This window comes from Nocardioides sp. WJ219, assembly GCF_058559815.1.
On the sequence record NZ_JBZUJV010000006.1, the window covers coordinates 207313 to 229903 of the forward strand.

The following is a 22591-nucleotide window of genomic DNA, read 5'->3' on the forward strand; positions in this document are numbered from 1 at the left end:
CCGGGCCACGCGACCCACGCCTCCCACGATCAGCCCGTGGGCTGGCGCAGGCCGTCGATGAAGACCATCGCCATCCGCCGGTTGTAGTCGACGTCGAAGCGCTCGTCCGGGAGGTCGTGGCAGAGCAGGGCGATCGCGTACAGCAGCTCGCGGGTGTCGATCTCGCACCGGAGCTCGCCGGCCTCGCGCGCGGCGTCGAGGAGCTCGGCGACGGCCGGCTCGAGCTTGTCGGAGAAGTAGTCCTTGAGCCCCACGAACGCCGGGTCGCCCGACTGGAGCGCCCCGGCGAGACCGCACTTGGTGGCGACGAGCTCGACGTAGCGGCCGACCCAGTGCCGCAGCGCCTCGTGGGGCCCGCAGTCGACGGGGGCGCCGCCGGCCGCCTCTGCGCACGCGTCGATCTCGTGCTCGAGGACGGCCACGATGAGGTCGGACCGGCGCGGGAAGTGGCGGTAGAGCGTGCCCACGCCGAGGCCGGCGCCGTCGGTGATCTCCTTCGCCGGGGCGTCGACCCCCGTGGTCGCGAAGACCACCTTGGCCGACTCCAGCAGGGCGTGCAGGTTGCGCTCGGCGTCGACGCGACGTCGCGTCCGCTGCTCCGCGCAGCGCTCCTCGATCCCTGGCACGAGATCAGTATGCCCGAACCCTTGCAAAAGCGGAAAGGCTTTCAGTATGGTTCCGGAAAGAGTTTCCGCTTCTGTTCGACCGGGCCCACGATCGCCGGTCGAGCACCTGCGCAACACCGCAGCCGCGACGCGGCATTCCCGCCCCGGGCGGGACCCCGGACGCGCGTGTGCCCGGCGCCCCTCGATGGCGCCTGGCGTCGGGCACACGCGACCAGACCGACGGCTCGAGAGGAGGGACACCGACGATGGTCAGCACGCGCTCCCCGTGGACCGCAGCCCTGCGCGAGCTGGGCCTGATCGCCCTGGTCTACCTCGTCTACCGGACCGGGCGCACCGTCACCGCCGACGCGGTCGACGTCGCCCACGAGCACGCGCGCGACGTGCACGGCCTCGAGCGGGTCCTCCAGGTGCCGTCGGAGGCCGCGGTGCAGGCGGCGGTCGGCTCCCAGCACCTGTTCGAGGCGGCCAACGTCTACTACGTCGGCGCCCACTTCCCGGTCACCGTCGCGTTCCTGGTGCTCGGGTTCGTCGCCCGGCCGCGGGCGGAGTACCTGTGGGCCCGCAACCTGCTGCTGGTCCAGACCGTCGCCGCGGTGGTCATCCACATGGCCTACCCGCTGGCGCCGCCCCGAATGTTCGGGGAGTACGGGTTCCTCGACACGATGACGGTCTACGGGCCGTCGGCCTACGACGGCGCCAGCGGCGCGATGGCCAACCAGTACGCCGCGATGCCGAGCCTGCACGTCGGGTGGGCGGTCCTGATCGCCGTCGTCGTGTGGCGCACCGGCCCGCCCCTCCTGCGGTGGCTCGCGGCGCTGCACGCCGTGGTCACCTTCGCCGTGGTGACCGTGACCGCCAACCACTGGTACGTCGACACCGCGGTCGCGGTCGCGCTGCTGGGGGTGGCCCTGCTGCTCCTGCCTGCTCCCGGCCGGGTCCGCAACCCGTTCGCCCTGCGGCACCAGCCGGTGCCGGCCCCACGGACCCTGCCCGTGCGCCAGGCGCCGACCACCGGCGCCCCCCTGCTCGCGGAGACCGACAGGTCCGCGTCGTGAACCTCGACCCGGCCGCGGCCACCGCGGCGCTCGACGGCCTCGGCTGGTGGAACCCCGTGGTGGGCGGCGTCCTGTCGTTCGCGGAGGCGATGTTCGGTCTGGGCCTCGTGCTGCCGGGCGAGGCGGCGCTGAGCACCCTCGCCATCACCGGGTCCCACGACCTGGTGCTGGTCGTCGGCGCCACCCTGGGCGCCGTGACGGGCGACCACGTCAACTACGCCCTCGGGCGACGGTTCGGGCACCGGCTGCCGCAGTCGTGGCTGGTCCGCCGCATCGGCACCCACCACTGGGACCGGGCGGCCGACCTGCTGGCGCGGCACGGTCCGGTCGCGCTCGTGGTGAGCAGGCTGTTGCCGGTGGTGCGCACGATCATGCCGGCCGCTGCCGGCGCCGTCCGCGTCCGCTACCGCACGTTCGCCCTGGCCTCGGTCGTCGGCTCGTCGCTGTGGGCCCTGCTCTGGGTCCTGGCTGGGTCGCTCGCCGCGCGGCTGCTCGGCACCCGGGCGCTCCTCGCCCTGGCCGCGGTGATCGCCGCGACCGCGGTGCTCGCCGCCGTACGCCGTCGCCGCCGGGGCGCCCGCATGCCCGTGGACCGGCACGGGGTGGCGGCCCCGGCTTCCCTGGTGGGGGCGGCGCTGGTCCCCGAGAGGTCGGCCCCCGAGCCGGTGCCCTGCCCCTGATCGCACCGCCCCTAGGCTCTCGACGTGGACGACGCCGACACCCGTACGTCGTTCCGGCGGGGCCTGCGGCTCGGCACGCCGTACGGCGCGGTCAGCTTCTTGCTGTCGGTGTCCTTCGGCGTGCTGGCGGTGCAGGCGGGGTTCACCCTGCTGCAGGCGATCGTGACCTCGGCGCTGGTGTTCGGCGGGTCGGCGCAGTTCGCGTCGTTGTCGATCGTCGCCGGGGGCGGCGGCATCGCGCCCGCGCTCGGGGCCGCCACGCTGATGCACTCGCGCTTCCTGGCGATGGGGATCGCCATCGCTCCCTCCCTCCCGGGCGGGCCGCTGCGCCGCGCGGTCGAGGGCCAGGCGGTCGTGGACTCCTCGTGGGCGCTGGCCAGCCGGGGTGACGGCACCTTCGACCGGGGGCTGATGCTCGGCACCACCGTGCCGCAGTACGTCGCCTGGGTGGCCGGCACGGTCGTGGGTGCCCTGGCCGGCGACCTGGTCGGCGACGTCGAGCGGTTCGGCCTGGACGCGCTGTTCCCGACGTTCTTCGTCGGCATCCTGATCGCCGAGCTCGCCCGCCCGCGGGCCCGGGTGGTGGCGGCCCTGGGCGTGGTCATCGCGCTCGCGCTGGTGCCGTTCGCGCCGGCCGGCGTGCCGGTGATGGCGGCCGCGGCCGCGGCGCTCGTCGGGCTGGGTGCCGTGGAGGAGGACCGGTGACGCTGTCGGAGGGCGAGGTCTGGTTGCTCATCGGGGCGCTCGTCGTGATGGCGACGGCGATCAAGGCGCTGGGGCCGGCGCTGGTGGGTGGGCGCGACCTGCCCCGCTGGTCGGCCGGCGTGATCGCCGCGATGGCGCCGGCGCTGCTCGCGGCCCTGATCGCGACGTCGGTGCTCGCCGACGGCCGGCGCCTCGGGGTCGGCGCCGACACCGCCGGCGTGGCCGCGGCCGCGGTGCTGCTGCTGCTCCGGGTGCCGCTGGTCGTCAGCGTGCTGGTCGCGGTGGTCGTCACGGCCGGCCTGCGCGCGCTCTTCTGAGGATCGGAGCTCGCGGACGGCGTCCGTCCGCGATGCGGTCTAGCGTGCCGGCCATGACGGAGTTCCGCGACCAGGACCTCAGCGGTGCGGTGTTCGAGCGGGTCCTGCTCACCGGCGCCACGTTCCGCGCCGCCGACCTGAGCCGGGTCACCATGACCGGCGTCGACCTGGTCGACGTGACCATCACCGGCGACGTGCTGCGGCTCGTCGTCAACGGCGTCGACGTCGCGCCGTACGTCGAGAGCGAGCTCGACGCGCGCCACCCCGGGCGGGCGGAGATGCGGCCCACCGACGCCGACGGGTTCCGGCACGCGTGGGCGCTGGTGAGCCGGCTGTGGGAGGGCACCGTCGAGCGGGCCCGGGCGCTCGAGGCGCGCGAGCCCGGGCTGGTGCACGCCTCGGTGGCGGGGGAGTGGTCGTTCGTCGAGACCCTGCGCCACCTGGCCTTCGCCTCGAGCTCGTGGGTCGGTCGCGCGGTCGTCGGCGACCTGTCGCCGTGGCACCCGCTCGAGCTCCCGTGGGACGAGGCCACGATGCCCGGGCTGCCGCGCGACCGCGACGCCCGGCCGACGCTCGACGAGGCCCTCGCGCTGCGTCGCGATCGTCAGGAGCTGGTCGGTCGGGTCGTCGCGGCGCTCACGGACGAGCAGCTCGCCAGCACCGTCACCCCGGCCCCCGAGGCCGGCTGGCCGCCGCCCGAGCCCGTCACGGTGGCGACCTGCCTGCGGATCACGCTCAACGAGGAGTTCCAGCACCGGCTCTACGCCGAGCGCGACCTCGACGTGCTGGCGACCCGTACCTAGCCGCGGGTCGTGCTGCCCGTCGACCCGTCGTCGGGCTGGCGGGCGCGGACCCGGGCGGCGAGCTCGGGCGGCATGCCGGGCCCGGGGCGGACGTGCACCTCGCCGGCGTCGGCGACCGGCCCGCACGTGGTGCAGGTCAGCGGGGTCTCGACCCGGCCTCCACAGCCGGTGTGGGTGTAGCGCACCGGCGGTCCCTCGGGTGCTGCCCATCGGTCGCCCCACGCCGTGAGCGCGACGACGACACCGGCGAGGTCGCGGCCCTTGTCGGTGAGCTCGTAGGCGTCGCCGTGCCGACGCATCACCCCGGACTCGACGAACCCCTCCAAGCGGGTGGTCAACACGTTCGTGGCGATGCCGAGGCGGCGGAAGTCGCTGAAGCGGGTCGACCCGGCGAACAGCGCGTCGCGCACGATCAGCAGGCTCCAGCGCTCGCCGACGATCTCGAGCGCCCGCGCTGCGGAGCACACCTGGGAGTCGTAGGTCCGGCCGAGCACGGACTCATCCTACGTGGACACTTGCATGATGCAAGCACCTCGCCCTAGGGTGAGTTGCATCACGCAACTACCCCAGGAGGAAACGGACATGGTCGACATCAGGCACAAGATCGGCATCGAGGGCGTCACGGTCGCCGACGTGCGCGGCGCACTCACGACGGTCGAGGGGCTCGGCGGCTGGTGGATCAGCGAGACCGCCGGCGAGCCGGGCCGGCTCGGCGGCACCGTCTTCTTCGGTAGCCGCCCGGGCGGGTTCGAGATGGAGGTGGTCGCGCTCGAGAACGACCGGGTGCGGTGGGAGGTGCTGGTCGGACCGGACGACTGGAAGGGCACCACGCTCGACTTCGACCTGCGCGCCGTCGAGGGCCACACCCTGGTGTTCCTCACCCACGGCGGCTGGGCCGAGCAGACCGACAGCATGGCTCACTGCAGCACGAAGTGGGCCACCTTCCTGCTCAGCCTCAAGGCCCTGCTCGAGACCGGCACCGGGCGGCCGAGCCCCGACGACGTCAAGATCGACGACTGGAACTGACCCGCTCGTCGCGGGCGGTGGGGGGCCGGGCATGGCCCGACCGGGCCATTCCGGCGCCGTCGTGCCCGACCTAGGGTGCGGGGATCCCGACCCAGGAGGCCCCGTGACCCGAGCCCGCACCACCCTCGCCGCCCTGGCGGTGGTCGTCCCAGCGCTGGCGGCCACCACCGCGACCGGCACCGCGGACGCCGCCGCTCCCGGGGAGCCGCGGCTCTCCGCGCGGCCCGACGTCTACACGGTCACCGGCCGGGTCGTCCGCTTCTCCAACGACCGGCCCGTGCGCGGCGTGAGCGTCTCGGCGTACGACGCCGGCGAGACCGACTTCGTCGGCTCCGACCTCACCGATGCCCGGGGCCGCTTCGTCATCCGCGGGGCCGAGGCCGACGACAACGAGTTCGGCATCTACGTCCGCGGACGGCGGGTGGGCCTGCAGAACGGCTGGCTGGGCTGCGACCGCACCCTCCACCCGACGTTCGGCGAGGCCTGCACCTTCAGCACGCCCGTCGGCAGGATCCGGATCAAGGCCGCCCCCGGGGGATAGTCCGACTCCTGGTCGACCTCCGCGACGTCCTGGAGGTCGACCAGGAGTCGGAGTACCCCGGGCCGGGGTCAGCCGACGAGCAGCCGGCGGTCGACGTCGAGCCGGGAGCCGAGGTCGATCTCGAGGTACTCGGTGACGTCGGGCTGGGGGCCGCGGCCGCCGCCACCGGGGTAGTTGTTGTCGTTGACGATCGCGATGGTGTCGGCGTCGACGAGGTCGACGTCCTCGATGGTGACGTAGGGGAAGGTGAACCGGCCGTCGACGGTGCCGGCGCCGCCGAGCCCGCGCGGGTCGGCGAGGTCCATCAGGTCGACGAGCAGGGTCTTGTCGAGGTAGCCGTCGCGGTCCCGGTCGCGGGTGTCGACGAGGTAGACGCGCTTGAAACGGGCCGCGGCGCCGGAGAGGTTGTCGCGCTCGATGGTCAGGAACTGGTGCCGGTTGACCGCGACGTGGTCGCCGATGGCGTGGGCCGGCGACTCGAGTCGGTAGCGGTCGTAGCTGCCGGTGAAGCGGGTCGGGCGCTTGCCGTGGGCGAGGCGGACGTCGTAGATGCGCAGGTCGGTGGTGGGGTCGCCGGCCACCGGCCCCTCGAGCATCGCGTGCAGGCGGCGGCCGTCGGCGGCCAGGGCGAGGCCCTCGTAGCCCTTGGACCCGCCGAGGTTGGGCTGCTCGCCCGGCAGCAGGGTCGGGTTGGACGGCGACTTCACGCCGGGTGTCGGGACCGGCGCCTCGAGCAGCCGGCCGCGGGCGTCGGTGTGCAGCAGGTAGGGGCCGAACTCCTCGCCGAACCAGATCGTGCCGTCGTCGAGCACCTGCATCGACTCGGGGTCGAAGTCCCAGCCGGTCAGCAGCCGGTCGCGCGGGGGGCAGGTGTAGCCGGTCGGGAGGGTGCCGGCCGACGCCGCCGCCTGGCAGCCGCCGTCGCGCCAGGTCGTGAACGGCACCCGGCCGAACGGGTCGGAGAGGTAGAAGCCGCCGCGCACCTCGATCGTGCCGCGCCGCGGGCGGGGCGCGATCTTGTGCACGCGGAGCAGGAAGTCCTGGCTGTTGGCCTTGGCGCCGAAGCCGTTGTCGCTCATCGCGAGGTAGCTGCCGCCGTCGAGGCGCTGGATGCCCGACAGGCCCTGCACGGGCTGGCCGGGGAACGGCGCGGCGGGGTTGCCGGTGAAGGCGCCCGAGGGGGCGCTGCCGGGCACGAAGGTGTCGGCGGGGAGCACCGCCCAGCCGGCGAGGCGGGCCTCGGTGGGGTCGGGCGCCGCGGGCCGGCCGGCGACGGCGGGGGAGCCGAGGGCGGCGAGCACGGCTGCCCCGGTCAGGGCGGTGGTGACGGTGGCGGTGACGGTGGTGAGGGTGGTTCCGAGACGGCGCATGGCCCCAGCCCACCAGGAACCAGGGACGCCCGGGCGACGTGCGGGCGACGCTCAGCCGAACTCGCGGGTGTAGCGGTGCACCTCCACCGGCACGGTCCCGCCGGGCGTGATGGCGGCGTACGTCTCGGGGCCGGCCTCGACCCAGCCGTGGCGCTCGTAGAACCGGCGGGCGCGCGTGTTGCCCGGCACCACCGCGAGCCAGGCCGACGCGTGGCCCGCCGCGGAGATCCGCCCCTCGGCGGCGGCCAGCAGCACGGCCGCGACACCGGTGCCGCGCGCGGCCCTGGCGACCATCAGCTGGTGGACCTCGTCGTCGCGGACCACGACGACGCCTGCGACCTCGCCGTCGGCCTCGGCCACGGTGGTGCGCTCGAGCAGGCCGGCCGCCCAGGTCGCGACGTACGCCGGGCCGCGGGCGTCGAGCAGGGCCTGCGGCACGTGCCCGGTGTGGGCGTCGTGCCAGGCCTGGTGCCACACCTCCGCCACGGCGGGCAGGTCGGCGGCGACGGCGGGACGGGTGGCGGGCACGCCGCCAGCCTGCCGCAGTGGGCAGACTCACATTCGTACAGACTGTACGAAACTGGGTGGACATTCGTACCGTCGACCCATGACCCGCCCCGTGCTCGCCCCGCCGGCCCTGTTGCTGGCCCTGTTGCTGGCGCTGCTGCTGGCCGTGACCGCCCTGGTCGCCGTCCCTGCGCCGGTCGCCGCGGCCGACCGCGACGGTCGCGCCGACGACCGTCCGGCCCAGCGCCGCGTGGCCAGCAAGGAGATCGCCTTCGAGGTCAACAACATCGCCGGCCTCGGCGCCTGCCTGCTCCAGCCGCCCGACGGTCGCGAGCACGTCGTGCGGGCCCGGCTCGTCGGGCCGGCCCAGGTGGTGCGCGGCCAGGCCGGGTCCGAGACCTTCCACCTGCTCGTCCACGACGCCGGCACCGGCGGGTGGTTCTTCAACCTGCGCCGGCACCCGGCGTACGACTACGCCACGCAGCTCGCGCGCCAGGGCGAGACGTCGGTGGTGCTCGACCGGCTCGGCTACGACCGCAGCCCGTTGCGCGACGGCGACGACACCTGCCTCAGCGCGCAGGCGACGATGGTCCACGACGTCGTGCAGTCGCTCTACTCGGGGCTCTACACGGTCACCGGCGGCCGCGACGACGCCACCCCGCACGCCTCCCACGTGGTGGTGCACGGGCACGGCACCGGCGCCACCATCGCCCGGCTCGCGGCCGCGCGCTACAGCGACTTCCAGGCCCTGGTGCTGATGTCGCCGGCCTCGACCGGTCCGTCGGGCCTGGCCCGGAAGGCCCTGCAGGGCCAGGCGACCGCCTGCCTGCGCGGCGCCGGCTACGCGCCGTACGGCGCCCGGGCGCGCGACTTCCGACGGCTCCTCTTCGCCTCGGCGCCGGCGGCCGTGAAGCGCACCGCGACGCGCCAGCGCAACAGCACCCCCTGCGGCGACGTGACCAGCCTCGCCGCCGCCGTGCTCACCGACCGCGCCGAGCGCGTCGACGTCCCGACCCTGCTGCTGACCGGGAGCGCCGACGCCCGCAGCAACGGCGCGGCCAGCGCCGCCTCGTCGGCCCGCGTCGTACGCCGGACCTTCGCCGGCGCCGGCAGCGCCCTCCCCCTGGAGCGCCAGGCCCCCGCCGTCCGTCGCACCGTGCTGCGGTTCGTCCGCTCCCTCGACGACCGCGTCCGCTGATCCACGCCGACCCGTCGCATCGTTGCGACGGGTCACCGTCGAATTCACGCTGACCCGTCGCAACGTTGCGACGGGTCAGCGGCAATTGCTTGACAGGGGTTTGTTAGTGCGGTGAACTAACAAATGTGACGCAGCCCACTCGGCCCGGTGGCCGCCAGCTCCGGCCCACCGGCAAGCTCCTGCAGGAGGACGCGCGCCGGCACCACCGAGCGATCCTGCTGCAGCGGCTGTTCCACGACGGACCCGCGAGTCGCGCCGACCTGGCGCGCTCGACCGGACTGACCCGCGTCACCGTCTCCGACCTCGTCGCCGAGCTCGTCGGGGACGGGTTGGTGAGCGAGCTGGGCGCGCCGGCGGAGAGCCGGGTCGGCAAGCCGCCGACGCTCGTCGGCATCGCCACCGGGTCGTCGCGGGTGGTGGCCCTCGACCTCTCGGCGGTCGACCGCCTCAGCGGGGCCCTGCTCGACCTGGCCGGCCGGGTCGTCGGTCGCGCCGAGCGGCCGCTGCGAGGTGAGCGCGGGGCGGAGGCGACCGCGCTGGTCCGCTCACTCGTCGACGAGCTGGCCGCCGCCGCGACCACCCCCGTGCTCGGCGTCGGCGTCGGCAGCCCGGGCGTCGTCGACGCGCTCGGCACGGTGCTCGAGGCGCCCAACCTCGGCTGGCACGACGAGCCCCTCGCCCGCGACCTCGCCGCGCACACCGGGCTCCCCGTGTACGTCGCCAACGACGCCAACGCCGCCGCGCTCGGCGAGCACACCTTCGGCGGCGCCGAGGGGGGCGGGCTGATGGTGCTGCGGGTCGGCACCGGCGTCGGCGCCGGCCTGATCCTCGAGGGCACGCTGCTCCACGGCCACCGCGCGGCCGCCGGCGAGATCGGCCACGTCGTCGTCGACCCCTCCGGCCAGCCCTGCGCGTGCGGCCGGCGCGGCTGCCTGGAGACGCTGCTCGCCGTCCCGCACCTGCGCACCCGGCTCGCCGCCGTCGAGGGGGACCCGGCCAAGCAGCGACGCGTCCTCGCCGACACCGGACGCCGCCTGGGCGCCGCGCTCAGCCCCGTCGTCGCCACCCTCAACCTGCACGAGCTGGTGCTCTCGGGCCCCGGCGAGCTCCTCGACGGGCCCCTGCGCGACGCCGTCGAGTCCACCCTGCGCGCCCGCACCATGCCGGTCACCGCCGACGAGCTGCGCGTGCGCACCTCGACCCTCGGCGACGACGTCGTCCTCGCCGGCGCCACGGTCCTCGTCCTCGACGGCGTCCTCGGCGTCTCCTGAGCCCCACCCCCTCACCAGCCCCGCACGACCCGCACGACCCCGCACCACCCACCCGCACCACCCCACCCGCACCACCAGAGAAGGAAGTCCCACGATGCGCTTCACCGTCACCCGGCCCGTCGCGGCCCTCAGCCTCATGGCGCTCGTCGCCCTCTCCCTCACTGCCTGCGGCTCCGACGACGACGGCGGCGACTCCTCGCCGACCGACGGCGGACCGGCCACCGGCGACATCCGGGTCTGGCTCAACGGCGCCGACACGCCCCAGGCCGCCCGCGACTACCTCAAGGCCGAGTTCGAGAAGCAGAACCCCGGCTCCACGCTCACCATCGAGGAGCAGCAGTGGGAGGGCATCGTCGAGCGCCTCACCACCACCTTGTCGAGCAAGACCGAGACCCCCGACGTCGTCGAGGTCGGCAACACCCAGTCGGCCACCTTCACCACCGCCGGTGCGTTCGCCGACCTCACCGACCAGCTCGACGAGCTCGGCGGCGACGACCTGCTGCCCGGCTTCGTCGAGGCCGGCAGCTACGACGGCGCGACGTACGCCGTCCCCTACTACGCCGGCTCGAAGTACGTCTTCTACCGCAAGGACCTGCTCAAGGAGGCCGGGCTCGAGGTGCCGACCACCATGGACGAGTTCGTCGACACCGCCGTGCAGCTCAAGGAGGCCAACCCCGACCCGGCCAACTTCAGCGGCTTCTGGTTCCCCGGGCAGGACTGGCGCAACGGCGTCACGTTCCTGTGGAACGCCGGCGGCGACCTCGCCGTGGAGTCCGACGGCACCTGGGAGGGCCAGCTCGACAGCCCCGAGTCGATCGAGGGCCTCGAGCAGGTGCAGGAGCTGATGGAGCAGGCCTCCGGCGCCGCCCAGGACGGCAACGAGACCGACCCGCAGATCCCGTTCTGCGCCGGCGAGGTCGGCATGATGTCGGCGCCCGGCTGGGTCAACGGCCTGATCTCCGACCCCGAGGCCGGCTGCCCCGACATGGTCGACAAGATCGGCGTCTTCGCGCTGCCCGGCGACGACGGCTCGCCCGCGCCGGTGCTGCTCGGCGGCTCCAACATCGCGGTCGCGAAGAACTCCTCCCACCAGGACCTGGCCAAGAAGGCCGTCGCGCTGATGCTCAGCGAGGAGTACCAGACCATCCTCGCCGAGAACGGCCTCACGCCGGCCAAGGAGTCCCTGACCTCGCTGCTCGGCGACGACGAGTTCGCCCAGGCCACCATCGCCGCCGCCAGCAATGCCCGCCTCACGCCCCCGGCCGCCGGCTGGGCCAAGGTCGAGGGCGCCCGGATCCTCGAGGACCTCTTCGTCGAGATCGCGGGCGGTGGCGACGTCGCCGCGCTGGCCGCCGAGGCCGACGCGGCGCTGGAGGAGCAGCTCAACGGCTGATCCGCTCGACCACCGTCGTCGACCTGGACCACGTAGAGAGGATGAGCAGGTGTCGTTGCTCGCGGCCCCCGACCGGAAGTCGCCGCCGGTCACGCCGCGCCCCGAGCGCCGCCGCGGCGCGCGGCGGCCGGCCGGACGGCGTACGCGCGGCCTGACGCCGTACGCGCTGATGGTGCCGGCCCTCGGCGCGCTGGCGCTGGCGCTGGGCTACCCGCTGGTGCGGCAGGTGAGCCTGTCGTTCCAGGACTACGGGCTGGAGCAGCAGTTCGGCGCGCCGGCCGAGCAGGTCGGCCTCGACAACTACCGCGCGCTGCTCACCGACTCCTACCTGTGGACCCTGGTGCTGCGCACCGTGGGGTTCTGCCTGGTCAACGCGGGCCTCACGCTGGCGATCGGCTTCGGCATCGCGCTGCTGCTGACGCGGATGTCCAAGCCGGTGCGGATCGCGGTGCAGGCCGCCCTGCTGCTGGCGTGGGCGATGCCGGTGATCTCGGCGGTGACGGTGTGGGAGTGGCTCTTCGACAGCCAGTACGGCGTCGTCAACCGCATCCTCACTGGCCTCGGCGCCGACTACGCCGGCCACTCCTGGCTCATCGAGCCGGCGTCGTTCTTCCTCATCGCCACCCTGGTCGTGGTGTGGATGAGCGTGCCCTTCGTGGCCTTCACGCTGCACGCCGCGCTGCTCGGCGTGCCGGAGGACCTGCTCGACGCCGCCAAGGTCGACGGCGCCACCGGCTGGCAGCGGGTGCGGCACGTCGTGGTGCCGTGCATCCGGCCGGTGCTGCTGGTCGTGGTGCTGCTGCAGGTGGTGTGGGACCTGCGGGTCTTCACCCAGATCTACAAGCTGCAGGGCGCCGGCGGCGTCACCCGTGACACCAACCTGCTCGGCACCTACATCTACCGCTCGGGCATCAGCGAGGGCGAGTTCGGGACCGCCGCGACCGCGGCGATCTTCATGCTGGTGCTCACCGTCGTGTTGACCGCGCCGTACGTCGTGAAGATGCTGCGGCTGGAGCGCGAGTCGTGAGCGCGGTGCGGACCGCGCACCGGCGGCTCAGTGACCTGGCCGGCGTCGGCCTGGTGCTGCTGTTCGTCTTCCCCGTCTACTGGATGGTGACGACGTCGTTCCGCCCGCGCCGCGACATCAACGGGCCCGACCCGTCCTGGCACCCCTTCGGCGGCACGCTCGACAACTACCGCCGCGTCTTCGAGGACGGCCGTTTCCTCGACTCGATGCGGATCAGCCTGATGGTCACCGGCGCCACGGTGGTGATCTGCATCGTCTTCGCGTTCCTGGCCGCGGTCGCGCTGTCGCGGTTCCGGTTCCGTGGCCGGACGTCGTTCGTGGTCGCGCTGCTCGTGGTGCAGATGATCCCCGCCGAGGGTCTGTTCATCAGCCAGTACAAGATGCTCGACGGCGCCGGGTTCACCAACACCGTCGGCGGGTTGACGCTGCTCTACGTCGCCGCCGTGCTGCCGTTCACGATCTGGGTGCTGCGCGGCTTCGTGTCCGGGCTGCCGGTCGAGCTCGAGGAGGCCGCCATGGTCGACGGGTGCACGCGGATCGGGGCGTTCTTCCGGATCACCTTCCCGTTGCTCGCCCCGGGGCTCGTCGCCACCGGTGTCTTCGCGTTCATCCAGTCGTGGAACGAGTTCACGCTCGCGCTGGTGACGATGACCAGCGACGAGAAGAAGACGCTGCCGGTGTGGCTCACGACGTTCTCCGACGTCAACCGCGGCACCGACTGGGGCGCGATCATGGCCGGGTCCACGCTGATCGCGATCCCGGTGATCGTCTTCTTCATGGTCGTCCAGGGCCGGATGGTCGCGGGCCTCACGGCGGGGGCGGTGAAGGGATGAGCCCCGCGTCCGACCCGGAGCGCCTGGCGCTCGGGGTGCTCCTGCCTGGCTTCGCGGGCCCCGACGTCGCCGACGACGTACGCCGGCTGGTCGCCGACGGCCTCGGCGGCGTCTGCCTCTTCGGCAGCAACACCACCGGTGACGTGGCGGCCCTGGTGACCGCCCTCCGCGACGAGAGCAGTGCTCTCGTGGTCGCCGTCGACGAGGAGGGCGGCGACGTCACGCGCCTGCACGCCCACTCCCCGCACGGGTCGCCGGTGCTCGGCGCGGCCGCGCTCGGGGCGGTCGACGACCTCGCCCTGACGCGGGCCACCGGCGCCGCGGTGGGCTCCGAGCTGCGCTCGCTCGGGATCGACCTGTGCCTGGGACCCGTCGCCGACGTCAACACCGACCCCGACAACCCGGTGATCGGCACCCGCAGCTTCGGCACCGCCCCCGAGGTCGTCGCGGCCCACGTCGCCGCCTGGGTCACCGGGCTGCGCGGGGCCGGGGCCGCCGCGTGTGCCAAGCACTTCCCCGGCCACGGCGACACCCGCACCGACAGCCACCTGGCGCTGCCCGTCGTCGACGTCGACGCCGAGACGCTGGCCGGGCGCGAGCTGGTGCCCTTCACGGCGGCCGTCGACGCCGGCTGCGACGCGGTGATGACCGGCCACCTCGTCGTGCCCGTCCTCGACCCGGACCGGCCGGCGACCCTCAGCCCCGTCGTCGTCGGGCTGCTGCGCGAGCGGGTCGGTCCCGACCGGGCGATCGTGACCGATGCGCTCGACATGGCCGGCGCCTCCGTCGTCGGCGGCGTCCCCGAGGCCGCGGTGCTCGCCCTCCTCGCCGGCGCCGACCTGCTGTGCCTCGGCGCCGACGTCGCGCCGGCGCTGGTGCGCGAGGTGCAGTCGGCCGTGGTGGCCGCGGTGGACGACGGTCGTCTCCCGGTCGAGCGCCTCGCCGAGGCCGCCCGGCGTACGACGCTGCTCCGACGCCCCGCCCCCGCCCCGCCCGCGAGCCTCGACGCCGACGCGCAGCGCGCCGGCGCCCGGGTGGCGCTGCGGGTCGAGGGCGAGCTGCCCGACCTCACCGACACCCTGCTGGTGCGCGTGACGACCGCCGCCACGATCGCGGTCGGCGACGTGCCGTGGGGCCTGCCCGGCGCGCTCGACGTGGCGCCCGACGACGCCGGCGCCGCCGACCGGGTGCGGGCGGCCGCGGCCGGTCGTCCGGTCGTCGTCCAGGTCCGCGACGCCCACCGGCAGCCCGCCGTGGGTGCCCTGCTCGACCGGCTGGGCGACACGGCCGTCGTGGTCGAGCTCGGCTGGCCGGGTCCGTGGACCCGTGCAGGGGCCCGCATCGTCACGCACGGCTGCTCGCGGCCGTCGTACGACGCCCTCCGGGAGGTGGTCCGGTGACCCGCTTCGGCCTCGACGTCGGCGCCACCAAGGTGCTCGGCGTCGCCCTCGACCCCAGCGGTCGGGTCGTCGCCCAGGTGCGCGAACCGTCGCACCTCGGTGCCGACGGCGTCGTCGCCACCGTCGCCAAGGTCGTCGACGCGCTGCGCGACGAGGTGGGCGGGGAGCCCACCGGGCCGGTCGGCGTCGGCGTGCCCGGCCTCGTCGACCTCGCGACCGGCGAGGTGCAGCACGCCGTCAACCTCGGCCTCGACGACCGGGTGCCGCTGCGCGAGCTGCTGGCCGACCGCCTCGGGCACGCCGTCGCGGTGGAGAACGACGTCAACGCCGCGACCCTCGGGGCGGCCGAGGCCACGGGTGCGCGCGACGTCGGGCTGATCAGCATCGGCACCGGCCTGGCCGCCGGGCTCGTCCTCGACGGCGTGCTGCGCCGCGGGTCGCACGCCGCGGCCGGGGAGATCGGGCACGTCCCGGTCGACCCCGGCGGGCGGCGCTGCGAGTGCGGCCAGGTGGGTTGCCTGGAGACGATCGCGTCCGGGTCGGCGGTCGCGCGGGCGTGGCCCTCGGACGGCGTACCGCCCGCGGTCGCGCTGTTCGCCGCGGCCGCCGCGGGGGACGCCCGCGCCCTCGTGGTCCGCGACGGGCTGGCGGCGGGGATCGCCGCCGCGGTCCGGGTGATCTGCCTGGCCGTCGACGTCGACGCCGTCGTGCTCGGCGGCGGGGTGGCGCAGCTCGGGGAGCCGCTCGGCGACGTCGTCCGCGACGCGCTGCGGGCCCAGGCCACGGCCTCGCCGTTCCTGTCGGCGCTCGGGCTCGCCGACCGGGTCTCGGTGGTGCCGGCCGACGTACCGGTCGCCGCGGTCGGGGCCGCGCTGCTGGGGCGGGCGCCGTGAGCGGGCTGGTCGACCTGCAGGTCAACGGGGCCGGCGGCATCGACCTGACCAGCGAGCCCGAGCGGCTCTGGGAGGTCGGCGCGATGCTGCCCGCCCACGGCGTCGAGTCGTGGCTGCCGACGGTGATCACCGCGGCGCCCGACGTGCCCGACCGCGCGCTCGCGACCCTGGCCGCCGGACCGCCGCCGGGCTGGACCGGTGCGCGCCCGCTCGGCCTGCACCTGGAGGGCCCGTTCCTGGCACCCGGGCGTCGCGGTGCGCACCCGCCCGCCTGGCTGCGGCCGCCCGAGGTGGTCGAGGGCTGGACCCGCGCGGCCGGCGTGGCGATGGTGACCCTGGCCCCCGAGCTGCCCGGTGCCATCGAGGTCGTCGAGCACCTGGTGGCGGCGGGGGTGGTGGTCGCGATCGGTCACACCGACGCCGGCGCCGCCGACGTACGCCGCGCGGTCGACGCCGGCGCCACCGCCGCCACCCACCTGTTCAACGCGATGCCGCTCGGCACGCCGCGGATCCCGGGCGCCGCGCTGGCGGCGCTCGACGCCGGCCTGGTGTGCGGCCTGATCGTCGACGGGCACCACCTCGCCCCCGAGCTGGTCCGGCTGGCGTGGCGGGTGCTGGGGCCGGAGCGGCTGGTGTCGGTCACCGACGCCACGGCCGCGCTCGGGCTGCCGGACGGCCGCACCCGGCTCGGCGACCACGACGTGGTGCTCGCCGGTGGCGCCGTACGCCTCGACGACGGCACGCTGGCCGGCGCCGCCTCGCCGCTGCCGCACAACCTCGAGCTGCTGCGCGCGACCACCGGGTGCACCGACGCCGAGGCGCGGGCGACGGCGACGCGGACCCCCTTGCGGCTGCTCGGGCTGGGGGACTGATGGAGGTCGTGCCGCTCCCCGACGCCGAGGCGGTCGCCCGGCTCGCCGCCGACGTCGTCGAGGCACAGGTACGCCGCCGCCCCGGCACCGTGCTCGGCCTGGCCACCGGGTCGACGCCGGTGCCGACCTACCGCGAGCTGGCCGGGCGCCAGGTCGCGTGGACCGGCGTCAGCGTGTTCCTGCTCGACGAGTACGTCGGCCTCCCCGCCGACCACCCGCAGTCCTACCGCGCGACCATCCGCCGCGAGTGCACCGACGCGCTCGGCATCGACCCCGCCCGGGTGCACGGACCCGACCCCGCGCTGCTGCCCGACGCCGGCCCGGCGTACGAGCGGCTGATCGCCGAGGCCGGCGGCGTCGACCTGCAGCTGCTCGGCATCGGCTCCGACGGCCACCTCGCGTTCAACGAGCCGGGCTCGTCGCTGGCGTCCCGCACCAGGGTCAAGACCCTCACGGCCCGGACCCGTGCCGACAACGCCCGGTTCTTCGGGTCGGTCGAGGAGGTGCCGCGCCACGCGCTCACCCAGGGCCTCGCCACCGTCCTGGACGCCCGGCACCTGCTCCTGCTGGCCACCGGCGGGGCCAAGGCGGCCGCCGTCGCCGCCGCCGTCGAGGGCCCGCTCTCGGCCTCCTGCCCGGCCTCGGTGCTGCAGCTGCACCCGCACGCCACCGTGCTGGTCGACCGCGCCGCCGGGTCGCGCCTGGAGCGGTGGGAGCACTACACCGAGGTGTGGGCCGGGAAGCCCGACTGGCAGGGGCTCTGATCCGGTTCCGACGCCTGGACCCTTGGTACGGTGCGCTCCCACCGCTGCCGAAAGGGGCTCCGATGCCCGGCTCCGACCGCCCCGACCAGACCCCGTGGACGCCGCCGTCCGGTCCGCCGCCGACTGGTCCGCCGCCGTCCGGTCCGCCCGCGCGCGCACCGCGCTCGCGGGTGCCGTGGCTGGTCGCCGCCGGGTCGGCCCTGGTCGCCCTCGCCGCAGTCGTGGCGCTGGTCGTCGTCCTGGCCGACGACGAGTCGTCCGACCCCGAGCCGTCGGCCGGGTCGTCCGGCGGGTCGTCCGGCGGGTCCGGCGGAGCGCCCACCGACGGGGACGGGTTCGAGACCCCCGAGGAGGCGCTGACCCACGTCGTCGAGCGCCTGGCCGCCGACGACGCGGCCGCCGCGGCCGAGGCCTTCGTGGTCGGACCCATGGTCGAGGCCTACGACTTCGAGGCGTTCGCCGAGCGCCTGCGGAGCGTCACCTACCAGACCTGGCTGCCGGCGTCGTCCGACGGCTTCACCGAGATCAACGAGGACCTGCGACGCGGCGCCGTCGCCGACCAGCTCCGGGCGGTGGTGCGCAGCGTCCTGGCGCCCGACCGCGACCAGCTGCAGCCCACGGCGCTCGACGACGACCTGACCGCCGGCCAGCTGGTGGACGAGCTGGACCCCGGACGGCTCGAGGACCTCGGGGTCGTGCGCGTCGACGCGATCGACCGCGAGGAGGAGGTCTACGCCGACCAGCTCGACCTGCAGGCGGCGATCTACGGCGCCGACGAGCTGCAGGAGCTGGGGATGTTCCTCGACACGCCGGCCGGGCCGGCGCTGGGCGGGGCGATGCTGGCCCGGTACGACGACCGGTGGTTCGTCCTCAACCTCGGCGTACCGCTCCTCGGGACGCCGTCCACCCAGATCCAGGGCGCCACCGAGGAGGAGTACCTCGACGCCCTCGAGTCCGCGCGCGGCTGAGCCGGAGGACGCGCCGGGGTCGTCGGTCGGCCGTCAGCCGACCTGGAACTCCCCGAGCTCGTGCCACTCCTCGGGCTGGTCCTGCCAGTTGCGGATCTGCGGGGTCGCTGCGACGTACTGCGGCAGCTCGGCCTGGGCCTTCTTGAAGTGCTCGCTCTGCACGTGCGGGCCCGCGGCGTCGTCGTCGAAGGCCTCGATCAGTACGTACTGCTCCGGGTCGTCGACGCTGCGCGACCACTCGAAGAACTTGTTGCCGGGCTCGGCCCGGGTGGCCTCGGTGAACTCCCTGGTCAGCTCGGGCCACGCGTCGGCGTGCTCGGGCTTCACCTGCCACTTCACGACGATGAGGATCATGGCGACGACTCTGCCAGCGGTGGCGTGCCGACGGCCAGCCCGGCGCGGCCGGTCGTCACACGCACAGCGACGACCGAAAGTCGCTCCTGGGCCGATCGCCACGCGTGAGCCGCGGCGCGGAGACAGACAATTGGTCGTCGGTGTGCGCAAGATCGTCGGGTGCTGACGACCTGGGAGCGCGTGGGCGTGCTGCTGCTCGCCGTCCGCCCGGCGTACGTCGCCGTCGAGCTGGTGGTGGCAGCCGCGGCGACCGGCTACAGCCTCGTCGACGACTCGGTCTCCGAGCTCGGCAACCTGACCTGCACGTCCTCGTGCTCGCCGCGGCACGACCTGATGAACGCCGCGTTCGTGCTGTTCGGCGTGCTCCTCGCGGCGGGCTCGGTGCTGCTGCGGCGCCGGCTCGGCACCTGGCCGGCGGCGCTGCTGGTCGTCTCCGGGCTCAGCTCGGTCGCGACCGGTCTCGCGCCGCTCGACCAGGACGCCGGGCTGCACACGCTCGCGGCGACGCCGCTGTTCGTCGCCCAGCCGCTCGCGCTGCTGCTGCTCGCTGTCGGGCAGCGGACCGTCCGGCCCCGTCTCGCCGGCTGGCTGCTGGCGACCGCGATGGTCACCGGCCTCGGCGCGGTCGGCTTCGTGCTGACCGGGTCGGGCGCCCTCGAGCGGCTGGCGCTGTGGCCCGTGCTGGTCGCGGTCGCAGCTGCTGCCGTCGGCCGGCGGGCGGTATTTCTTGCGGCCGACGTCGGCCGCTGAGCTGGTCCACCGCCGAGGCCGTCCCGACGCCGGACGCAATCCGCCCGTCCGGCCGACCATCAGATCAGATCAGATCAGATCAGTACGGCCGCCAGCCCGGGGGGCCGAACAGGTAGCCCACGCGATGCCGCCAGCGCGTGGCGGCCCGGACGTTCCGGACGATCTGGGCGTAGTCGCCGTACTGGAGCTTGAGGACGTTGTAGGTCTGGACCGGCGTGGTCAGCCCGTACGTCGGCCGCTGCCGCTCCGCCACGAACGTGCCGAACAGCCGGTCCCAGACGATGAGGATGCCGCCGTAGTTCTTGTCGAGGTACTCCGGGTCGGAGCCGTGGTGGACGCGGTGGTGCGAGGGCGTGTTGAGCACGTACTCGACGGGTCGCGGCAGCGTCCCGACCAGCTCGGTGTGGGTGAAGAACTGGTAGACGAGGTTGACGCCGAAGGCGACGTAGATCGTCCACGGCGGGAAGCCGAGGAAGGGCAGCGGCAGCCAGAAGAAGAACTCGAACCACGGGTTCCACTTCTGCCGCAGCGCGGTCGCGAAGTTCATGTACTCGCTGGAGTGGTGGGCCTGGTGGGCGGCCCAGCCGATGTTGACGCGGTGCACGAAGCGGTGGGAGCAGTAGAACGACAGGTCGACCACGACGACCAGCAGCACCCAGTACCACCAGGTGTCGGTGGGCAGCTCCCACAGCGCCAGGTGCACGAACACCGCGCTGTAGACCACGAACGAGCCGACCTTGAGCGCCAGGCTGAAGACCAGCGACACCGCGCCCATGGTGAGCGAGGTGCGTGCGTCGCGGCGCTCGTAGCCGGTGACGTCGTCGTGGTCGAGCCAGCGCAGCGCCGCGAGCTCGACCAGGATCGAGAGCACGAAGAACGGCAGGGCGTAGATGACGGGGTTCTTCAGCGGGTCGAGCAGGGCGTCCACGGCGGCTCCTTCGATATGACTTTGTGGTAAGTTACCACGTGTTCATATCGCTGGGTAGGGTGGCGGCATGGTTGCCGGCACCAAGGGCGTGGCCCGCGCCGAGCGCGAGGCGCAGATCGTCGACGTCGCGTGCCGGGCGTTCGGCGAGGGCGGCTTCGCCGCGACGTCGGTCGCCGACGTCGCGGAGGCGGCCGGCATCTCCAAGCCGCTGATCTACAACTACTTCGGCTCCAAGGAGGGCCTGTACGCCGTCGCCCTGCGCCGCGCGGCCGCCGTGCTGATCGAGGAGATCGAGCGCACCGCCTCCCTGGGCACCGTCGGCATCGAGCGGGCGGTCGTCACCCTCGACGGGATGTTCGCCGTGCTCGCCCCGCAGCCGTGGCTGTGGCGCCTGGTCTTCGACCCCACCGCCCCCCGCGAGGGCGAGGTGGCCGAGGTGCTCGCCGACCACGAGCGCCGGCTCGTCGCGCTCGGCCTCGAGGGCGTGCGCGACCTGCTGCAGCTCACCGGCAACGACGACCCCGACGACCTGTCGGCCCTGCGGGCGGTCTGGGAGAACACCTTCCGCACCCTCGTCACCTGGTGGCTCGACCACCCCGACGTCGCGCCGGCGGAGATGACTGCCCGGTGCGAGCGGCTGTTCACGGTGGTCCTGAGAGGATCGACCGCGTGACCGTCGTGATGGGCATCGAGACCTCCTGCGACGAGACCGGTGTCGGATTCGTCAAGGACGGCGTGCTGCTCGGCGACGCCCTGGCCTCGAGCATCGACGAGCACGTGCGGTTCGGCGGCGTCGTCCCCGAGATCGCCGCCCGTGCCCACGTGCAGGCGATGGTGCCGACGATGCGCACCGCGCTCGACGACGCCGGCCTGCAGTGGCACGAGGTCGGCGCGGTGGCGGTGACGTCGGGACCCGGCCTGGCCACGGCGCTCCACGTCGGCGTCGCCGCGGCCAAGGCGACCGCGCTCGCGCTCGGCGTACCCCTCTACGGCGTGCACCACCTGGCCGGGCACGCCGCCGCCGACACCCTCGTGCACGGACCGCTGCCCGACCGGAGCGTCGTGCTGATCGTCAGCGGCGGGCACACCAGCCTGCTCGCCGTCCGCGACCTGGTGCGCACCCCGATCGTGCACCTGTCCGACACCCTCGACGACGCCGCGGGCGAGGCCTTCGACAAGGTCGCCCGCCTGCTCGGCCTGCCCTACCCGGGCGGGCCCTCGATCGACCGCGTGGCGCGCGAGGGCGACCCCACCGCCATCCGGTTCACGCGGCCGCTGATGGGCGCGCGCGACCCGGCCCTCGGCTTCTCGTTCTCCGGCCTCAAGAGCGCCGTCGCCCGCTACGTCGCCGGCCCGCAGGACCCCGCGATCTCCGTCGCCGACGTCGCCGCCTCCTTCCAGGAGTGCGTCGCCGACACGGTGGTCACCAAGGCGATCCGCGCCTGCCGCCAGGAGGACGTCGACACCCTGGTGATCGTCGGCGGCGTCGCGGCCAACAGCCGGGTCCGCTCGCTGGCCGAGGAGCGCTGCGCCGAGGCCGGCATCGAGCTGCGGGTCCCGCCGCTGCGGCTGTGCACCGACAACGGCGCCATGATCGCCGCGATCGGCGACCTGCTGGTCCGCGACGGCGCCCGGCCCTCCCCGCCCGGGCTCGGCGCCCGGTCCTCCGTGCCGCTGGAGCTGGCGCAGCTGGGCTGAGGAGGTTCGGGGTGGGGGCGCCGGCTGAGGTCAGCCTTCCCTTTCTGGAATCACTCCAGAAAACGTGGCAACCTGGAGCCATGACCGAGACGATGACCCGCCACCAGACCGTGCACAGCTCCCACCCGCCGTTCCGGGCCTCCGAGCGGCTCGCGGCGCACCTCCAGCAGCTGCTCGTCGACCTCACCGACCTCCACCTCCAGGGCAAGCAGGCCCACTGGAACGTCGTCGGCACCAACTTCCGCGACCTCCACCTCCAGCTCGACGAGGTCGTCGAGGCCGCCCGCGGCTTCGGCGACGACGTCGCGGAGCGGATGCGCGCCCTCTACGTCACCCCCGACGCGCGGGCCGCGACCGTCGCGCACGCCTCGAGCCTGGCGGCCTTCCCCGCCGCCGAGGTCGACACCCGCGAGACCGTCGACCTCATCGTCGGGGCGCTGTACGGCGTCGCCGCGACCGCGCGCCGGATCCACGACGACGTCGACGCCGAGGACCCCACCACCGCCGACCTGCTGCACGTGGTCCTCGAGCGCATCGAGCAGCTGGCGTGGATGGTCGACGCCGAGAACCGCACGGCCAACCGGAGCGTGCCGGTCAACCTGGCCCCCTGAG

General features: G+C 74.4%; 27 protein-coding genes. 21 read left to right on the plus strand and 6 right to left on the minus strand.

What is annotated here, in order from left to right:
* Nucleotides 1–29: 29 nt before the first annotated feature.
* Nucleotides 30–626 (minus strand): TetR/AcrR family transcriptional regulator, encoded by a 597-nt coding sequence (locus tag AC4MBH_RS15825; protein ID WP_491795868.1) that lies wholly within the window; start codon nucleotides 624–626, stop codon nucleotides 30–32.
* 245 nt (nucleotides 627–871) lie between these two features.
* On the opposite strand from AC4MBH_RS15825, the gene AC4MBH_RS15830 reads away from it, so the two are divergent.
* Genes AC4MBH_RS15830 through AC4MBH_RS15850 form a run of 5 tightly spaced genes read left to right on the plus strand, consistent with a single transcriptional unit; the run spans nucleotide 872 to nucleotide 4186 of the window.
* Nucleotides 872–1681, plus strand: coding sequence for a phosphatase PAP2 family protein (locus AC4MBH_RS15830; RefSeq protein WP_491795869.1), 810 nt, complete (start codon nucleotides 872–874; stop codon nucleotides 1679–1681).
* On the plus strand, nucleotides 1678–2361 hold the full coding sequence (locus AC4MBH_RS15835; protein ID WP_491795870.1) for a DedA family protein: 684 nt from the start codon (nucleotides 1678–1680) through the stop codon (nucleotides 2359–2361). The genes AC4MBH_RS15830 and AC4MBH_RS15835 overlap by 4 nt, the downstream gene beginning before the upstream one ends.
* A gap of 24 nt (nucleotides 2362–2385) precedes the next feature.
* Nucleotides 2386–3066, plus strand: a complete 681-nt coding sequence (locus tag AC4MBH_RS15840; protein WP_491795871.1) for an AzlC family ABC transporter permease — start codon at nucleotides 2386–2388, stop codon at nucleotides 3064–3066.
* Nucleotides 3063–3383, plus strand: coding sequence for an AzlD domain-containing protein (locus AC4MBH_RS15845; RefSeq protein WP_491795872.1), 321 nt, complete (start codon nucleotides 3063–3065; stop codon nucleotides 3381–3383). The genes AC4MBH_RS15840 and AC4MBH_RS15845 overlap by 4 nt, the downstream gene beginning before the upstream one ends.
* A gap of 53 nt (nucleotides 3384–3436) precedes the next feature.
* The gene (locus tag AC4MBH_RS15850; RefSeq protein ID WP_491795873.1) at nucleotides 3437–4186 is read left to right on the plus strand and encodes a DinB family protein; all 750 of its coding nucleotides are present in this window, start codon (nucleotides 3437–3439) and stop codon (nucleotides 4184–4186) included.
* On the opposite strand, the gene AC4MBH_RS15855 is transcribed toward AC4MBH_RS15850, so the two are convergent.
* Nucleotides 4183–4680: a winged helix-turn-helix transcriptional regulator gene (locus tag AC4MBH_RS15855; protein ID WP_491795874.1), complete on the minus strand. Its 498-nt coding sequence runs from the start codon at nucleotides 4678–4680 to the stop codon at nucleotides 4183–4185. The two genes, AC4MBH_RS15850 and AC4MBH_RS15855, sit on opposite strands and share 4 nt — an antisense overlap.
* 88 nt (nucleotides 4681–4768) lie before the next feature.
* Between AC4MBH_RS15855 and AC4MBH_RS15860 the strand changes: the two genes are divergently transcribed.
* The gene (locus AC4MBH_RS15860) at nucleotides 4769–5212 is read left to right on the plus strand and encodes an SRPBCC family protein (RefSeq protein WP_491795875.1); all 444 of its coding nucleotides are present in this window, start codon (nucleotides 4769–4771) and stop codon (nucleotides 5210–5212) included.
* A 103-nt stretch (nucleotides 5213–5315) separates the two neighbouring features.
* Entirely contained in the window at nucleotides 5316–5753 is a 438-nt protein-coding gene (locus tag AC4MBH_RS15865) for a peptidase associated/transthyretin-like domain-containing protein (RefSeq protein WP_491795876.1), read from the plus strand.
* A 68-nt stretch (nucleotides 5754–5821) separates the two neighbouring features.
* Here the strand turns inward: AC4MBH_RS15865 and AC4MBH_RS15870 are convergent, their stop codons facing one another.
* Nucleotides 5822–7123, minus strand: coding sequence for an esterase-like activity of phytase family protein (locus tag AC4MBH_RS15870; protein ID WP_491795877.1), 1302 nt, complete (start codon nucleotides 7121–7123; stop codon nucleotides 5822–5824).
* 51 nt (nucleotides 7124–7174) lie between these two features.
* Nucleotides 7175–7651 (minus strand): GNAT family N-acetyltransferase, encoded by a 477-nt coding sequence (locus AC4MBH_RS15875; RefSeq protein WP_491795878.1) that lies wholly within the window; start codon nucleotides 7649–7651, stop codon nucleotides 7175–7177.
* Between the two features lie 79 nt (nucleotides 7652–7730).
* On the opposite strand from AC4MBH_RS15875, the gene AC4MBH_RS15880 reads away from it, so the two are divergent.
* The 10 genes from AC4MBH_RS15880 (at nucleotide 7731) to AC4MBH_RS15925 (ending at nucleotide 18249) form a co-directional block, all read left to right on the plus strand.
* Nucleotides 7731–8828 carry a serine aminopeptidase domain-containing protein gene (locus tag AC4MBH_RS15880; RefSeq protein WP_491795879.1) on the plus strand — a complete coding sequence of 366 codons (1098 nt, stop codon included), beginning with the start codon at nucleotides 7731–7733 and terminating at the stop codon, nucleotides 8826–8828.
* Between the two features lie 125 nt (nucleotides 8829–8953).
* On the plus strand, nucleotides 8954–10099 hold the full coding sequence (locus AC4MBH_RS15885; protein WP_491795880.1) for an ROK family transcriptional regulator: 1146 nt from the start codon (nucleotides 8954–8956) through the stop codon (nucleotides 10097–10099).
* 94 nt (nucleotides 10100–10193) lie between these two features.
* A complete protein-coding gene (locus AC4MBH_RS15890) occupies nucleotides 10194–11492 on the plus strand; it encodes an extracellular solute-binding protein (RefSeq protein WP_491795881.1) in 1299 nt (432 codons plus the stop codon).
* Between the two features lie 49 nt (nucleotides 11493–11541).
* Nucleotides 11542–12519 carry a carbohydrate ABC transporter permease gene (locus AC4MBH_RS15895; protein WP_491795882.1) on the plus strand — a complete coding sequence of 326 codons (978 nt, stop codon included), beginning with the start codon at nucleotides 11542–11544 and terminating at the stop codon, nucleotides 12517–12519.
* On the plus strand, nucleotides 12516–13352 hold the full coding sequence (locus AC4MBH_RS15900; protein ID WP_491795883.1) for a carbohydrate ABC transporter permease: 837 nt from the start codon (nucleotides 12516–12518) through the stop codon (nucleotides 13350–13352). Before AC4MBH_RS15895 ends, AC4MBH_RS15900 begins: the two co-directional genes overlap by 4 nt.
* Nucleotides 13349–14752 (plus strand): glycoside hydrolase family 3 N-terminal domain-containing protein, encoded by a 1404-nt coding sequence (locus AC4MBH_RS15905; RefSeq protein WP_491795884.1) that lies wholly within the window; start codon nucleotides 13349–13351, stop codon nucleotides 14750–14752. The genes AC4MBH_RS15900 and AC4MBH_RS15905 overlap by 4 nt, the downstream gene beginning before the upstream one ends.
* On the plus strand, nucleotides 14749–15645 hold the full coding sequence (locus AC4MBH_RS15910; protein WP_491795885.1) for an ROK family protein: 897 nt from the start codon (nucleotides 14749–14751) through the stop codon (nucleotides 15643–15645). The genes AC4MBH_RS15905 and AC4MBH_RS15910 overlap by 4 nt, the downstream gene beginning before the upstream one ends.
* Nucleotides 15642–16517: an N-acetylglucosamine-6-phosphate deacetylase gene (locus tag AC4MBH_RS15915; protein ID WP_491795886.1), complete on the plus strand. Its 876-nt coding sequence runs from the start codon at nucleotides 15642–15644 to the stop codon at nucleotides 16515–16517. Before AC4MBH_RS15910 ends, AC4MBH_RS15915 begins: the two co-directional genes overlap by 4 nt.
* Nucleotides 16517–17281: a glucosamine-6-phosphate deaminase gene (locus tag AC4MBH_RS15920; RefSeq protein ID WP_491795887.1), complete on the plus strand. Its 765-nt coding sequence runs from the start codon at nucleotides 16517–16519 to the stop codon at nucleotides 17279–17281. Before AC4MBH_RS15915 ends, AC4MBH_RS15920 begins: the two co-directional genes overlap by 1 nt.
* 62 nt (nucleotides 17282–17343) lie before the next feature.
* Nucleotides 17344–18249, plus strand: coding sequence for a hypothetical protein (locus AC4MBH_RS15925; RefSeq protein ID WP_491795888.1), 906 nt, complete (start codon nucleotides 17344–17346; stop codon nucleotides 18247–18249).
* Between the two features lie 33 nt (nucleotides 18250–18282).
* Here the strand turns inward: AC4MBH_RS15925 and AC4MBH_RS15930 are convergent, their stop codons facing one another.
* On the minus strand, nucleotides 18283–18603 hold the full coding sequence (locus AC4MBH_RS15930; RefSeq protein WP_491795889.1) for a putative quinol monooxygenase: 321 nt from the start codon (nucleotides 18601–18603) through the stop codon (nucleotides 18283–18285).
* Nucleotides 18604–18762: 159 nt separating this feature from the next.
* Here AC4MBH_RS15930 and AC4MBH_RS15935 point away from each other — a divergent pair, with 159 nt between their 5' ends.
* Nucleotides 18763–19353, plus strand: coding sequence for a DUF998 domain-containing protein (locus tag AC4MBH_RS15935; protein ID WP_491795890.1), 591 nt, complete (start codon nucleotides 18763–18765; stop codon nucleotides 19351–19353).
* A gap of 79 nt (nucleotides 19354–19432) precedes the next feature.
* Here AC4MBH_RS15935 and AC4MBH_RS15940 read toward each other — a convergent pair whose 3' ends face one another.
* Nucleotides 19433–20281: a sterol desaturase family protein gene (locus tag AC4MBH_RS15940; protein WP_491795891.1), complete on the minus strand. Its 849-nt coding sequence runs from the start codon at nucleotides 20279–20281 to the stop codon at nucleotides 19433–19435.
* A gap of 67 nt (nucleotides 20282–20348) precedes the next feature.
* Here AC4MBH_RS15940 and AC4MBH_RS15945 point away from each other — a divergent pair, with 67 nt between their 5' ends.
* From AC4MBH_RS15945 to AC4MBH_RS15955, 3 genes are all read left to right on the plus strand, one after another.
* Nucleotides 20349–20954, plus strand: a complete 606-nt coding sequence (locus AC4MBH_RS15945; protein WP_491795892.1) for a TetR/AcrR family transcriptional regulator — start codon at nucleotides 20349–20351, stop codon at nucleotides 20952–20954.
* Between the two features lie 8 nt (nucleotides 20955–20962).
* Complete coding sequence (tsaD, locus tag AC4MBH_RS15950) at nucleotides 20963–21979, plus strand: tRNA (adenosine(37)-N6)-threonylcarbamoyltransferase complex transferase subunit TsaD (protein ID WP_491796155.1); 1017 nt, start codon at nucleotides 20963–20965, stop codon at nucleotides 21977–21979.
* An 80-nt stretch (nucleotides 21980–22059) separates the two neighbouring features.
* Nucleotides 22060–22590, plus strand: a complete 531-nt coding sequence (locus tag AC4MBH_RS15955; RefSeq protein WP_491795893.1) for a Dps family protein — start codon at nucleotides 22060–22062, stop codon at nucleotides 22588–22590.
* The last annotated feature ends 1 nt before the right edge of the window (nucleotide 22591 follow it).

Bases quoted from the DNA above. Each gene is read 5' to 3' on its own strand.
- AC4MBH_RS15830 (WP_491795869.1), top strand. From the start codon at position 872: ATGGTCAGCACGCGCTCCCCGTGGACCGCAGCCCTGCGCGAGCTGGGC.
- AC4MBH_RS15850 (WP_491795873.1), top strand. From the start codon at position 3,437: ATGACGGAGTTCCGCGACCAGGACCTCAGCGGTGCGGTGTTCGAGCGG.
- AC4MBH_RS15860 (WP_491795875.1), top strand. From the start codon at position 4,769: ATGGTCGACATCAGGCACAAGATCGGCATCGAGGGCGTCACGGTCGCC.
- AC4MBH_RS15870 (WP_491795877.1), bottom strand. From the start codon at position 7,123: ATGCGCCGTCTCGGAACCACCCTCACCACCGTCACCGCCACCGTCACC.
- AC4MBH_RS15880 (WP_491795879.1), top strand. From the start codon at position 7,731: ATGACCCGCCCCGTGCTCGCCCCGCCGGCCCTGTTGCTGGCCCTGTTG.
- AC4MBH_RS15890 (WP_491795881.1), top strand. From the start codon at position 10,194: ATGCGCTTCACCGTCACCCGGCCCGTCGCGGCCCTCAGCCTCATGGCG.
- AC4MBH_RS15905 (WP_491795884.1), top strand. From the start codon at position 13,349: ATGAGCCCCGCGTCCGACCCGGAGCGCCTGGCGCTCGGGGTGCTCCTG.
- AC4MBH_RS15920 (WP_491795887.1), top strand. From the start codon at position 16,517: ATGGAGGTCGTGCCGCTCCCCGACGCCGAGGCGGTCGCCCGGCTCGCC.
- AC4MBH_RS15925 (WP_491795888.1), top strand. From the start codon at position 17,344: ATGCCCGGCTCCGACCGCCCCGACCAGACCCCGTGGACGCCGCCGTCC.
- AC4MBH_RS15930 (WP_491795889.1), bottom strand. From the start codon at position 18,603: ATGATCCTCATCGTCGTGAAGTGGCAGGTGAAGCCCGAGCACGCCGAC.
- AC4MBH_RS15945 (WP_491795892.1), top strand. From the start codon at position 20,349: ATGGTTGCCGGCACCAAGGGCGTGGCCCGCGCCGAGCGCGAGGCGCAG.
- tsaD (WP_491796155.1), top strand. From the start codon at position 20,963: ATGGGCATCGAGACCTCCTGCGACGAGACCGGTGTCGGATTCGTCAAG.
- AC4MBH_RS15955 (WP_491795893.1), top strand. From the start codon at position 22,060: ATGACCGAGACGATGACCCGCCACCAGACCGTGCACAGCTCCCACCCG.